Origin of the sequence: Stieleria sp., assembly GCF_041595215.1 — a bacterium.
Classification (GTDB): domain Bacteria; phylum Planctomycetota; class Planctomycetia; order Pirellulales; family Pirellulaceae; genus Stieleria; species Stieleria magnilauensis.
Genome location: NZ_JBFHKV010000102.1, coordinates 1 through 13,082 on the forward strand (window position 1 = coordinate 1; position 13,082 = coordinate 13,082).

Annotated in this window: 11 protein-coding genes; 6 read left to right on the top strand and 5 right to left on the bottom strand. The window is 60.4% G+C overall.

Annotated elements, in window-relative coordinates:
* From ABX749_RS06245 to asnB, 6 genes are all read left to right on the top strand, one after another.
* Window positions 1-783, top strand: a 783-nt coding sequence (locus tag ABX749_RS06245; protein WP_372895218.1) for an SIMPL domain-containing protein, incomplete at its 5' end; no start/stop codon positions are given.
* Window positions 780-1,037, top strand: coding sequence for a hypothetical protein (locus tag ABX749_RS06250; RefSeq protein WP_145220964.1), 258 nt, complete (start codon window positions 780-782; stop codon window positions 1,035-1,037). The genes ABX749_RS06245 and ABX749_RS06250, both read left to right, overlap by 4 nt.
* A 68-nt stretch (window positions 1,038-1,105) precedes the next feature.
* The gene (locus ABX749_RS06255) at window positions 1,106-1,840 is read left to right on the top strand and encodes a glucose 1-dehydrogenase (protein WP_372895219.1); all 735 of its coding nucleotides are present in this window, start codon (window positions 1,106-1,108) and stop codon (window positions 1,838-1,840) included.
* Between the two features lie 440 nt (window positions 1,841-2,280).
* Window positions 2,281-4,302 (top strand): DNA mismatch repair endonuclease MutL, encoded by a 2,022-nt coding sequence (gene mutL, locus ABX749_RS06260; protein WP_372895220.1) that lies wholly within the window; start codon window positions 2,281-2,283, stop codon window positions 4,300-4,302.
* A 135-nt stretch (window positions 4,303-4,437) separates the two neighbouring features.
* Window positions 4,438-5,424, top strand: a complete 987-nt coding sequence (locus ABX749_RS06265) for a serine/threonine-protein kinase (protein WP_145220973.1) — start codon at window positions 4,438-4,440, stop codon at window positions 5,422-5,424.
* Between the two features lie 9 nt (window positions 5,425-5,433).
* Entirely contained in the window at window positions 5,434-7,347 is a 1,914-nt protein-coding gene (gene asnB, locus ABX749_RS06270) for an asparagine synthase (glutamine-hydrolyzing) (RefSeq protein WP_145220976.1), read from the top strand.
* A 223-nt stretch (window positions 7,348-7,570) separates the two neighbouring features.
* Here the strand turns inward: asnB and clpX are convergent, their stop codons facing one another.
* The 5 genes from clpX to ABX749_RS06295 all read right to left on the bottom strand — a co-directional run bounded on the left by clpX (window position 7,571) and on the right by ABX749_RS06295 (window position 12,725).
* The gene (clpX, locus tag ABX749_RS06275) at window positions 7,571-8,851 is read right to left on the bottom strand and encodes an ATP-dependent Clp protease ATP-binding subunit ClpX (RefSeq protein ID WP_372895221.1); all 1,281 of its coding nucleotides are present in this window, start codon (window positions 8,849-8,851) and stop codon (window positions 7,571-7,573) included.
* A 423-nt stretch (window positions 8,852-9,274) separates the two neighbouring features.
* Window positions 9,275-9,565, bottom strand: coding sequence for a hypothetical protein (locus tag ABX749_RS06280; protein ID WP_145220983.1), 291 nt, complete (start codon window positions 9,563-9,565; stop codon window positions 9,275-9,277).
* Window positions 9,566-9,726: 161 nt separating this feature from the next.
* Complete coding sequence (locus ABX749_RS06285) at window positions 9,727-10,578, bottom strand: sugar phosphate isomerase/epimerase family protein (RefSeq protein ID WP_372895222.1); 852 nt, start codon at window positions 10,576-10,578, stop codon at window positions 9,727-9,729.
* 1 nt (window position 10,579) lies between these two features.
* Entirely contained in the window at window positions 10,580-11,545 is a 966-nt protein-coding gene (locus ABX749_RS06290) for a UbiA family prenyltransferase (protein WP_372895223.1), read from the bottom strand.
* A 4-nt stretch (window positions 11,546-11,549) separates the two neighbouring features.
* Window positions 11,550-12,725, bottom strand: coding sequence for a TlpA family protein disulfide reductase (locus tag ABX749_RS06295; RefSeq protein ID WP_372895224.1), 1,176 nt, complete (start codon window positions 12,723-12,725; stop codon window positions 11,550-11,552).
* Window positions 12,726-13,082 lie beyond the last annotated feature (357 nt).

The window sequence follows — 13,082 nt, forward strand, 5'->3', positions numbered from 1 at the left end:
AGCTGCTTGCAACCGACCGCCACGCCGGTGCAGCTGCCCTGTCTGATTCAAAATGGAACTCAACTTATGAACACACGTTTAACATTCGTCGCAGCCCTGTTGCTCTTTCCGTTGGGGATCGGTGCTCAGGAGCCGAACTCTGAAACCGACACCGCCAACCGGGTAATCGTCGTCAGCGGCACGGGAGAGGTGAACGGCGTGCCCGATGTGGCCGAGATCAATGTCGGTGTTGTGGTCGAGGCAGACAGCGCCAAAGCGGCGCTGGTCGCAAACAACGATCAAATGAAGCGACTGCTGGAGAAACTGAAACAGCTTGGCATCGCCGAAAAAGACATCCAGACCACCAGTTTCAACGTCGCGCCGCGCTACCAACGCATGCGCAATCCCGACGGCGAGCCGCCCAAGATCGATGGCTACCGGGTGTCCAACCAGGTCCATGTCCGGGTGCGTAAAATCGAATCGCTGGGCGTCGTGCTCGATCAAGTCGTCACGGCCGGCGCGAACCAAATCAACGGCATCAGCTTTTCGATTGCCGATTCAGAAACGTTGATGGACGAAGCCCGCAACAAAGCCATCCGTGACGGCAAGCGAAAAGCCGGCTTGATGGCCAAGGAAGCCGGCGTCAAGCTCGGCCAACTGGTGGAAATCCGCGACCACTCCGGCGGCAACCAGCCCGGACCGATGCGTTTCATGGCGATGGCCGAATCCCGTTCGTCGGTTCCCATTCAAACCGGCGAACAAACGCTTTCGGCACAGGTTCAACTGACGTTCAAGTTCGAATGAACGGGCCCAATCCCTACCGGCCGACGCAAGTCGTCAACCCTGATGACTTGCGTGACTTGCAATCGCCGTATCGAAAACGCCCGGCCAAGCCGGTGTCGGCGCGAACCAGAGTGGTGGCCTCCCTCGGGCTCTTTGCCGGCGGGTTGATGGTTCAGGCTGCCACGGGTTCCTTCGGGTTTTTGTTGTGGTGGTGCTGCTATCTCGCGAGCATGATCTGCTTGATTTGGGCCATGTTCGCGACTGTTGCCGACTGAGTCGTCTGCTTTGCCACACGTGCTAAATCTCAAGGTGTTGTCGACGTGCCACAATGGAGACGAGCAAGATGACTGAAAAGGTCGCGATCGTGACGGGTGCGAGTCGCGGGATCGGCGCCGCGACGGCGAGGCTTCTCGGCCGCAACGGGTATCGTGTTGCGGTCAATTTCCGCCAACGATCGAATGCGGCCCAGGCGGTCGTGGAGCAAATTGTTGCCGACGGACGCGAGGCGTTCGCCGTCCAGGCTGACGTTTCGGACGAGCACGAAATCCGACGGCTGTTTGCGGCGGTCGACGATCGCTGGGGACGGCTCGATGCGCTCGTCAACAATGCGGGGATTCTGGAACCGCAGGCGACGGTGCAAGCGATCACGGCCGATCGTTTGAATCGAATTTTCTCCGTCAATGTGATCGGTCCGTTTCTGTGCTGCCGCGAAGCGATCCATCGCATGAACGACGGCGGCAACATCGTCAATGTGTCCTCGATCGCCTCGCGCACCGGGTCACCCAATGAATACGTCGACTATGCGGCATCCAAGGGTGCGATCGATTCGTTGACGATCGGTTTGGCCAAGGAGGTAGCCGGCCGAGGAATCCGGGTCAACGCGGTCCGACCGGGGATCATCGAGACGGAAATCCACGCCGACGGCGGAGAACGGGGACCGGCTCAACGAATCGGCGCCACGCTTCCGCTGGGACGGCCCGGCAAATCGGAGGAGGTCGCCGAAGCGATCCTGTGGTTGGTGTCGGATCGATCCAGTTTCACCACGGGCCAGCTCATCGACGTTGCCGGGGGAATCTGACGCCGATTCAGACCGCCAACGCGAAGGGACGTTGATGCAACACCTGAGCCGCCGGCCGTCAGGCCACGGGCCCACCGGACGCGTGCTGATTAGCGCCGCCCGGACGCTGGCGCGAACCGGCTGATGCCAAAGTGCGCGGCACGACCCCGACGGGGTCCAAGCCAGTAGCCGGAGGTGAGCGAAGCGACACCTCCGGAAATCCGGTCCCACGTCAAACGCGACCCCGAAGGGTGTCGAAGCAAATGACGTCGGCGCCCTCGGACCCGGCCCGCACGCTCAAGCTCACCATTCACCTCCTTTACGAGCGCAGACTGCCGCACCGCCGGCGGATGCATTCGACGCGACCCCGGCGGGCGTCTTGCTAGCAGCCAGGCGGGCTTTCTGGGGGCGTTTCGGTTTCGCCGGTTGGTCTGTTGGGCTTGGAGGGGTAAATTGCGGGCATGGAAGCCACAGCTAAAACATTGCCGACGATTCGCCAATTGCCCCCCAATCTGATCAACCAGATCGCCGCCGGGGAGGTGATCGAGCGACCCGCGTCGGTGGTCAAGGAATTGTTGGAAAACAGCGTCGACGCCGGGGCGACTCGGATCGAGGTTTCGATCGTCGGCGGCGGCACCGAGATGATCCGCATCAGCGACAACGGTTGCGGGATGACGGCCGAGCAATTGCCGCTGGCGTTGGCCAGTCACGCGACGAGCAAGCTGCCGACCGACGAGGACTTGTTTCACGTGTCCACGCTCGGGTTCCGCGGTGAAGCGTTGGCGTCGATCGGCAGCGTGTCTCAATTGACCATCCGCAGCCGCACCGACGGCGAGACTGCGGGCAACGAAATTCGAGTCCGCGGCGGCGTGATCGATCCACCACAGCCTTGTGGTTGCCCGGTCGGAACGGTGATGGAAGTCCGCAATCTGTTCTTCAACACGCCGGTTCGGCATCGGTTTTTGAAAACCGCGCAAACCGAAAAAGGGCACATCGTGGAGGCCTTCACGCGGATCGCGCTGGCCAATTCGCACATCCACTTCGTGCTCAACAACAACGACAAACCGCTTTATGACCTGCCGGTGACCGAGCGGTGGAGCGAGCGGATTGCGGCGTTCTTCGGCGGCGAAATCGCCGACGCGTTGATCCCGATCAACAGTGACGACTCGCAAATCCATGTCCAGGGTTACGTCTGTGATCCGTCGGTCAGCCGCGGCAATTCGCGGATGCAGTATCTGTTCCTCAACAGCCGACACATCCGCGACCGTTCGCTGCAGCACGCCTTGGGCGAGGCCTATCGTGGGTTGTTGATGGTCGGCCGGCACCCGGTTTGTTTCTTGCGGATGTCGATGCCGCCGGAGTTGATCGACGTCAACGTGCACCCGACCAAGTTGGAAGTCCGTTTCACCGACGGCGGCCGAGTTTACAGCCGGTTGTTGCAGACGCTGCGACACCATTTCTTGACCACCGACATGACGCAGCGGGTCGGCCCCGCGCCGGTTGCCGACGACGCGGACCTGACGCCGGCGCCCCGCAGTGAACTGGGGATGCCGGTTCGAGCCGAGCAGGCGCATCGGCAATCGGTGATCGAATGGGCGCGAACTGGAAACAACCCATCCGACGTGTTCGTCTCGCCCGCCCGCGGTGACGATTCCAGCGGCGGATCGGCGATGGGATCCGCTCCAGACGTCGCGGCTCGTTCGATTCCCTCGTTCGGTTCGGTCCCCAGCTTTCAACCGTTCCCCGGCGGCGGCTCACCCGCGATGCCTCACCAGGCGTCTCCGACGGCGACGACCGACTCGGCGAGCGACGAAAACGTGGCGCCCTGGGACGGCCCGCAAGCCGCATCGCCGGAAGATTCCGGAGTCGACCACCCCGCCGTTTGCCATCTCGGGTTTCAAGTCCACAACCGCTACCTGGTCACCCAAGACGAAAAAGGCATGGTCGTGATCGACCAGCACGCGCTGCACGAACGCGTCTTGTACGAGCGGGTCAAAACCAAAGTCTTGGAGAGCGGTCAATCACTCGAATCGCAAGGGTTGCTGGTCCCCGAGCCGGTCTCGATGACGCCGGCCGAACGAACGGCGGTGTTGGACCACCAGGAAACCTTGGCGCAGATCGGGATGGAAATCGCAGAGTTCGGCGGGGATACGATTGTGATTCGATCGTACCCGGCGATGCTCAAGAACAAGCCGCCGGCGGACATGCTTCGGACGCTGATGGAATCGGTGCTCGGGGGCGGCGAAAAACCCGAACCGATCGAATTGCTCAATCATTTGCTTTCGACGATCGCGTGCAAGGCGGCCGTGAAAGCCGGCGACCCGCTGCGGCCTGAAGAAATCCGCGCCCTGTTGGAACAACGTGACCTGTACAACGACACCCATCACTGCCCGCACGGCCGGCCGACGGCGTTGTTTTTCAGCCGTGACGAGCTGGACCGCATGTTCGGGCGACTGGGACCGCGCGCCCGGACGACGAAATGACGGCGGTTTCGGCGGACCGAATGGCCATCCGGGGGCGGCCCATCTGGGGCAAACCGGTCACGTTTCTGCTGGGCTAACCGAGTCCCTGCGGGTGCGCTAGAATGGTGACGTCCATTATCTTCATTGGCGAGCGTGATGCAGAACGAACCGACCATCATCCTGTCTGGAACCGACCCCGACCTTCCACGCAAATTGCCGTCCGGAATACGCCGCTACTCGGGGCTCCGTGAAATCGCCCGGGGCGGCAACGGCGTCCTCAGTGCAGCTTTCGACCCCGTCACCGGCCGGACCGTGGCGATCAAGATGCTGCACAGCGACAACCGGAATGTCCCCAACGAAAAACGCCGGCTGCTTCGCGAGGCCCGTGTCACCGCCCAGCTGCAACACCCCAACACGATCCCGGTTTACGAAATCGGAAACGACTTGGTGCACGGCATCTACTTCACGATGAAGCTGATTTCGGGAGTCAATCTGTTCGAGATTCTCAAGCAGATCGCCCGCGGGGATGAAGAAATCGCCAAACGCTACCCCCAAGTTCGCCGGATCTCGGCACTTGCCGACGCCTGTTTGGCCTTGGCCTATGCCCACGCACGTGGCGTGATTCACCGTGACGTCAAACCCGAGAATATCTGGCTGGGCAATTTCGGCGAAGTCTATCTGCTCGATTGGGGCACGGCGAAGGTTTGGGGATCGATGGATGACCAAACCGTGACGCGATACGACGCGTCCCAGCTTCAGAAAGAAGAAGACGAACAGCAATTGTTGACGCTGACCGGCGGCGGCCAGCGCCCCGGCACCCCGTTGTACATGTCGCCGGAACAAATCCAAGGCACACGGACCATCGACGAACGCAGCGACATCTTTAACGTGGGCGTCTGCATGTACGAATTGTTGGCGATCCGTGAACCGTTCCGGGGCGCCAACATCGACCAGACGTTTCGCAACATCATCTCCGGCGAAGTGCCTCCGCCGAGCGAAAAGTCACCGGAACGAAAGATCCCCAAGGCGGCCGACGAAATCGTCATGCGGGCGATTCAAAAGAAGCCGCAACAACGATTTCAAACTATGCGTGAGATGGTCGATGCCATCGAAGCGGTGCTTCCCCAGTTGGACCAAGGCTGATCTGACTCAATGTGCGGAATCACCGGAGCGGTATGGCAAAGCGAGTCTCTTCGTGTCGATCGGTCGCTGCTGAAGCAGATGACCGACGCGATCGCGCATCGCGGTCCGGACGACGACCGCGTTTGGATTGACAACGATCAACGCGACGGCCAAGGACGTCGCTACGGCGTCGCACTCGGATTTCGCCGCCTGTCCATCATCGATGTCGAAGGTGCCCCACAGCCGATGTCCAACGAGGACGGCGGCGTGCGAATGGTTTTCAACGGCGAGATCTATAACTTCAAAGACCTCCGCCATCGGCTCGAAGGCAGCGGCCATCAATTTGCCACCCATGGCGACGGTGAATCGGTGCTGCACCTGTATGAAGACATCGGCACGGATTGCTTTGCCGAACTCAACGGCATGTTCGCGATCGCGATCTGGGACACGCGCCGCAGCCGACTGGTGCTGGCGCGGGATCGGATCGGACAAAAACCCCTCTACTACGCGTTGGTCGGCGATCGGCTGGTCTTCGGCAGCGAACTGAAAAGCCTGGCGGCCGTCCCCGGTGTCTGCAATGAAATCGACCCCGCGGCGATCGATGAATTCTTGACCTATCAGTATATCCCGCACCCGGGAACGATCTGGAAGGGCGTTCGAAAACTGCCGCCGGGCCATGTCGCGATCTTCGAAAAAGGCAAACTGGTCGTCCAGCCGTATTGGGATTTCGACCCGACCGTCGAAGTGCCCCGCAGCAAGGGCGAAGCGGTCGAGCGGCTGCGCGAATTGCTTTCCGATTCGGTCCGTCTGCGTCTGCAGAGCGATGTGCCGTTGGGATCGTTCTTGTCCGGCGGCATCGATTCGTCCTTGATCACCGCGATCGCCCAGCGCCAAGAAGGCGACACGCCGATCCGCACCTTTAGCATCGGATTCCCGATCGCCGACTTCGACGAAACCGGCTACGCGGCCCAAGTCGCCGAGCACCTGGGGACCAACCACCAACGCTTCGAAGTCCAGCCCAACGGCGTGGACATCATCGACAAACTGGTTTGGCATTACGACGAACCGTTCGGTGATTCATCCGCCGTGCCCACGTGGTACCTGTCCGAATTGACGCGCCGCGAAGTCACGGTGGCGCTGTCCGGCGACGGCGGTGACGAACTGTTCGCCGGCTACGATCGCTACCGCGCGTTGTGGTTGAGCGTGCGTCTGCGGAGGATGTTTCCGATTCACAAACTACCGGGCATCGGGCTGATTCAGCGATTGCCCGACAACAACAAACAGTATTCGATCACGCGGCGCGCCAAACGTTTTTTGGAAGCGATCGATCAACCGGAAGCACGGCGCTATTTGAATTGGCTGCAGATCTTTCCCGAACGGATGCGGGCGGAGTTGTACACCGACGAGTTTGTCCAGCGATTGCCGGGCGAAGACCCGTTCGAGTTCCTCGGCGCGATCTGGGATCGCAGCGAGGGCCGCGACGTCGTCACCCGGGCATCGATCACCGACATGTTGTCCTATCTGCCGTGCGACCTGTGCACGAAAGTCGACATCGCGTCGATGGCCCATTCACTGGAGGTGCGACAACCGATGCTGGACCATCGCGTCGTCGAGTTCGCCGCCTCGCTGCCGGTGCATTTAAAATTCCGCGGCCGGCGCGGCAAACTGCTGCTTCAGGACGCATTCGGATCGATGATTCCCAAGTCGATCTTCACGCGAAAGAAGATGGGATTCGGCATTCCGATCGGCGCCTGGTTCCGAAAGGAGCTCAAGCCGATGGTGCATGACACGCTGCTGGCCGACGACGCGCGGATCGCACCGTACTTCCGCCGCGAAGTCGTCGAACGACTGGTCGGCCAACACGAGCGGATGGAAAACAACCACGGCTACCGCTTGTGGAACCTGCTGATCCTGGAGAAATGGCTCAGGCAGTGGGCGGGGTGACCGGCAGGGGGCGTGGCGCTCCATCAGTCGCACCGGACGGGAATGTCACCTGTGTCCCATTGGTCCCATCGGAGAATCGCACGCAGCGAACTGACAGGACGCAGGGGACGATCGTTACCCCATCAGGCAACGCTACGAAAAAATCGCCGATGGCGGGGGGAGGCCATCGGCGTTTTGGTGGAGAAGTGATTCGCGATCAGGACGTCGCTATTGAGGGTCGCTGTTAGGCGCTCTTGGTGGTCGGCATCTGGAACAGCTTTTGCTTTCCGGCGACCACGTCCTCGTCAATCGTGTACACCTTGCCTTCTTCTTGCTCAGGCAATTCGTACATGATGTCCAACATCACTTCCTCCAGAATCCCTCTCAGTCCTCGGGCTCCGACGCCTTTATTGAGGGCTTTGCGGGCGATCTGGTGCAACGCTCCATCGGTGAAGTGGAGTTCGCAGTTCTCCATTTTGAACAGCGCTTCGAACTGTTTGGTCAACGCGTTTTTGGGTTCCCGCAGCACCTGAACCAAGCCTTCTTCATCCAGCTCTTGCAGGTAGCTAACAACGGGCAACCGGCCGACCAATTCGGGGATCAATCCGAACTGCATCACGTCTTCGACTTGAATCTCGGCGACCAATTCGCTGTGCGTCTGTTCGTTCAGTCGTCCGGCGCCTTCGCCGAAGCCGAGGGTTTTGTGACCCAGTCGGTCTCGAATGATGTCTTCGATGCCGACGAAGGTCCCGCCGACGATGAACAGGATGTTGCTGGTGTCCAGCTGGATGTACTGCTGCTCGGGGTGCTTGCGTCCGCCTTGGGGCGGCACGTTGGCGACGGTGCCTTCGAGCATCTTGAGCAGGCTTTGCTGGACGCCTTCGCCGGACACGTCGCGGGTGATCGAGACATTGCCGCCGGTCTTGCCGATCTTGTCGACTTCGTCGATGTACAAGATGCCTCGCTGGGCGGCTTCGACGTCAAAGTCGGCCGCGTGCAGCAGTTTCAGCAACAGGTTTTCGACGTCTTCACCGACGTAACCGGCTTCGGTCAACGTCGTCGCGTCACCGATGGCGAAGGGCACATCCAACATGCGGGCGAGCGAGCGGGCCAACAGTGTTTTACCGCTGCCGGTCGGTCCGACCAACAAGATGTTGCTCTTTTCGATTTCGACGTCGCTGCTGCCTTCCCAATCGCTGGTCAAGCGCTTGTAGTGATTGTGAACGGCGACAGCCAAGACACGCTTGGCGGACGATTGTCCGATGACGTATTCGTCCAGGTGCTCGACGATCTTACGGGGCGATGGGATATCGCTGAACAATTGCTTGCTGGGACCGCGACGACGCTCTTCCTGTTCCAGAATCGACTGGCACAGGTCAATGCATTCGGCGCAGATGTACACGTCGCCTGGCCCTTCGACCAATGGACCGACGTCACGATAGCTCTTTCGACAGAACGAACAGAAGGCGTTCTTTTTGTTCGACGAGCTACTGCGCGTGGTACTGTTGTTATCCTTGACGGGCATAAACGACTCCTTATGTGCTTTAACAGACTCGTCCGAAGATCGACCACGCAGGGAGTGTTGCGATTGCCGGCCGAAGCCGGGTCACCGCAACGCTACGTATCCAGTCGATCCATCGGGACGCGCCGATTGAAAGCTTCAAACGGTTCGGCCCACAGCCCAAGCATCTCTTTTGCGTCATTGCTGGGAAGGAGATGAGTGATCAAGTTGATCGGTCATCGACTTCCGAGCGGGAGGTGATTTAAAAGAGTCGTCCGTAACGGATGCCTGAGCCCTGGTTGGTAAACTTAGTGGGTAAATGGTTTCCGAAGCCGATTGCCCAGGGAAAGATGGGAGGGCCAACTGCGGAAAAGGTGGCATCCTGCACGTCAGAACAAATTGATTCGTCATTGAATCAATGGAAGGTTCACTCCGACGAAGCTGATCTCAATCGTTACGACCGGGCGCCGTCTCGGCGTCGGGTCGATTCTCAGGAGCGTCCCCTTCGTCGGTTCCGTGGGATGCTGCCTGTATTGTTCGGAATTCCTCCTCGCTGATGTCACCTTTCAAACGCATTTCTTCGAAGTTTAAAAGGCCACTGGAGGTCGAATCCCAGTCTCCATTGGTGTAGTCGCGCAACCTTGCCACGAGGAAAAATGCGGCGGCAGACACGATGATCAAAATCAGTAGTGCAAGACCAGCCTTCACGGCCGGATCACTCAGTACGTCCATCATCATCGTCTTGTCTCTACCTGACCGCCCGCTCGCCCCGGCGTCGCCAGCTGACGTCGCCTCTCAGGGGGCAAATTCATGATACGACTGTCCAACCAACGTGGTCCAGCAGATTCGCCCTCGTGAAACACTTTTTTCGTGTTTCACGGGGTTTAAGTCAACATCGATTACGAAAGATCCAGCAACGCCAACGCCTCGCGCGCCGCGACCAACCCCAACCGTCCGTGCCCACAACAGCGAAAAACCGCCGGGCCGCCGTAGCCGCTTTCGGTCATCACCTCCCAGACCCGTCCCAAATCGATATCGCCGTGACCGAACCGTTGATCGCAGCCGCGTTCCAGGTCCGGTTCACACAAGTACACACAGCTGAGCCGGTGCTGCAGCCGTGCCAAGCGAGCCCCGATCGGAAACTCTCCCCCTAACAACATCTCCCCCACATCGGCCGCCAAGCCCAACGGCGCGTCGGTTCCGATCCATTGCCCGAACCGTTCGAAATGGGCCACCGTCGCGATCGCGTGTTCAGACACCGGTCGCAATGCCAGGTTCACTCCCAGCGGCGAAGCCAGTTGGACCAAGGGGGCGATCGCACCGGCCAATCGCTCCAGGATCTGTTCGCCGTGATCCTCGGGGACGGAGGGACGGCTGCCGCGCGGGCACACGCGGCCTGTGGAAAACGTGATCGCGACGGCCCCCATCTCCGACGTCGCTTCGATCCAGCGGCGGATGTTGGCGGCGGCCGAATCTCGAATCGCCGCATCCTGGCTGGCCAACGAAAACGCATCCAGGCATTCCGGGTCATCGTAAAACGGCGCATCGAGATCAATCACAATCGAAACGCCGTGCTCCTTGGCCGTCGCGGCAATCTCGGCCGACACCGAGTCAAACCACGGCGTGTCCAGATCCCAGCCGCCACGACACGGCCGGATCGCGACGGCACCGAACCCCAGTTCCGCCAGCTTTGGAATCAACGTCACCGGATGGTGAAACTCCAAACTGCTGCAATGGAACCCCGGCGTCATCTCAGGTCACCCGCAAACGTGTCGCAAGCAACAGCGCCGGCACCACAAGTGCAAACACGGCCACACCCCAGGCGGGCCCTGCACCCAAAAACGCGAACGCCGCCGACAGCGGAATGATCGTCAGGATACTGATGCGGATCAGATTTCCGATCACCGCCGGTTCGGGATGCAACTGAGCACGGAGACCGCGCAGCGCGATCGGTAGGAAGATCAGCCCGATCAGCATCGCGAATTGGCTGGTCGAAGCAATCGCCCAGCCGACCCGTGTTTCCGCCAGGGAAAAACTCGGCGCCAGGGCCAACGTCACTCCGCCGACCATCATCACCACAAACCCGGTCCTGAGGTTGATCCGGTGGCCACCGATCGCTTCGTCACGGGCCACCGTGGTGATGCCCATCACATAGACACCGAATCCCATCGCGATGACCAGCACGTAGCGTGGCACCACGGGCAAACCCTCATCCATCGCCAACAGCGGAGACGCACCGAGAAGAAAACTGAGCACGCGGCAGCCGCCCATCGCCGCCGGTGCAATCGGCGTGGGTTTCAAGGGACCGTCATAAGCGACGATCAATCCGGCCAGGGCCAGCGCGATCGCGGCCGGCAACCAAGTCGTGGCGTGATCGGCCGACGGCACATATCCCGACGCCGCGGCCAACAGCACGCCCAGGATCAAACAGGCCCAGCCAGCCGACTTGGCCGCCTGAACCGAAATCGCGCCGCTGGCGATCGGACGCGTCTTCCGCTCCGCCTTGTCTTTCTCCAAATCAAACACATCGTTGAGGATCATGCCGGCCCAATACAGCGCGACGCCGGCGGCCAGCACCAGGGCGAATCGTGCGACCGGCAGCGGACCGCCACCGACGAGCAGAAACGCAGCCCCGACGTCGGCCAACACCGTGAACACGTTGGGCAGACGAACGAGCTGCATCCAGGCAACGAGCGGACGAGAGGGTTCAGCAGTCAACGATTCACTCGTCCGTTGCCGGTGGCTCCGAATCGCCCTGAGTATCATCCTTGGCATCGCCTGCGGACTTCTGATCGGCGTTCGACTTCAAGTCGTCCAACAACAAAGTCATGCGTTGCTTCTGGCTTCGTGAAACGCCATCGGCAAGCTCGACGCCCTGCTCGGCAGCCTTGATCGCTTCGTCCCAACGCTGATCGGCGGCATGCAGGCGTGCGATCAGCTCCAGGATCGCGACCTTGCCGTCATCTTCGACGTTTTCCATCTCCACGGTCAACGCTTCGACCACCTCGGCACCCAAGGGCCCGATCTTGCCACCGTTCTGGACGATGTTGTAGAGCGTCATCGCGTGGCGGAACAACGCTTGCGGGTTGCCCTGAGTCGCCTTTCGCTCTTCGCGATAGAATGCAAAGTCGGCTTCGGTCGCTTTGCCGGCCATGAAGTTGAACTGCGGCTGCACGACGCGTTGCACCGTGGTCAAACGTTCTTTCAGTTCCGCGTCGCTGGTCTGGGCGATTTGATCGGCGAGCATGGTGCTGGCGTCTTCAAAGCGTCCGCGTCCGGCAAGCTGGTCCAAGCCTTGCAGGATTTCCTGGAACTTCTGCTCACGCTCCATGTCGGCTTTGAACGCCTCGCGATCCCAGCTGTCATCCAGAACGGCAGCCAACGGTTCGTCGAGCTCTCCCGGGTGACCGATCCACTCGATGACGCCCGTCTTGCCGACGATGAAGGAGGTCGGAATGCCGTTCTGGCCGGCCGCTTCCATGTAGTCGCGTTGGGTCGAACCGTCGGGATCCGTCGTCAGCGTGTAAGCCGCGGTGACCTCGGCGAAGGAGGCCTTTTGTCCAGGATACGGTTTTGCCAGCAGGGCTTCGACTTCATCGACCGTTTCATCCGAGACGCTGATGATCTGGACGCCGTCGTTGCGATGTTTGGTTTGCAACTCGGCCAAGTGCGGCATGCTGGCGATACAGGGTCCACACCAGGTCGCCCAGAACTCGACCACGTAGACCTTGCCGTCTTTGAACTCGGTGACACGCGTGTCGTCTTCGTGAAAATAATGCTCGATATCCAATGCGGGGGCATCCGACCCGATCCCGAGCGAGGGCTCGGCTTCGGCAGGTCGCAGCGTCAAAGCAGCGACGACTGCACAACAAACGGCAAACAGGGCGATGCGTTTCATAAGTGATTTCTTGATGGAAGTGGGGGGAGTTGGGGTGGGGGACGACGCTTTGATTTCGCCGCTGGTAGGTTCCGTTGCCAGTTTCATTACGCAAACATTCTACGAACGGAGCAACCCGCGGCAGAGGGCAATTCACCCTCATTGAAATGGATTTTGATCACCAATCCCCGACGCATCGCTCCGTCCACATGATAATCGAGCCACATCGCTGCTTCCGACTCGCAATCGGCCAGTCCCATCGGGGTCTGTCCCTAAAGGCCCCCGGGGTCTGTCCCCGGACGCATGGGACGCATGAGGGAGAAAACCCACGGATAGCAGGGCGAACCCACGGATTTGTTGCTGCTCCCCATCCGTGGG

What these genes read in the sequence shown, in the direction of transcription:
- clpX (WP_372895221.1), bottom strand. Translation starts at nt 8,851, where the DNA reads ATGCCCGTCAAGGATAACAACAGTACCACGCGCAGTAGCTCGTCGAAC.
- mutL (WP_372895220.1), top strand. Translation starts at nt 2,281, where the DNA reads ATGGAAGCCACAGCTAAAACATTGCCGACGATTCGCCAATTGCCCCCC.
- ABX749_RS06265 (WP_145220973.1), top strand. Translation starts at nt 4,438, where the DNA reads ATGCAGAACGAACCGACCATCATCCTGTCTGGAACCGACCCCGACCTT.
- ABX749_RS06250 (WP_145220964.1), top strand. Translation starts at nt 780, where the DNA reads ATGAACGGGCCCAATCCCTACCGGCCGACGCAAGTCGTCAACCCTGAT.
- asnB (WP_145220976.1), top strand. Translation starts at nt 5,434, where the DNA reads ATGTGCGGAATCACCGGAGCGGTATGGCAAAGCGAGTCTCTTCGTGTC.
- ABX749_RS06255 (WP_372895219.1), top strand. Translation starts at nt 1,106, where the DNA reads ATGACTGAAAAGGTCGCGATCGTGACGGGTGCGAGTCGCGGGATCGGC.
- ABX749_RS06295 (WP_372895224.1), bottom strand. Translation starts at nt 12,725, where the DNA reads ATGAAACGCATCGCCCTGTTTGCCGTTTGTTGTGCAGTCGTCGCTGCT.
- ABX749_RS06280 (WP_145220983.1), bottom strand. Translation starts at nt 9,565, where the DNA reads ATGATGATGGACGTACTGAGTGATCCGGCCGTGAAGGCTGGTCTTGCA.
- ABX749_RS06285 (WP_372895222.1), bottom strand. Translation starts at nt 10,578, where the DNA reads ATGACGCCGGGGTTCCATTGCAGCAGTTTGGAGTTTCACCATCCGGTG.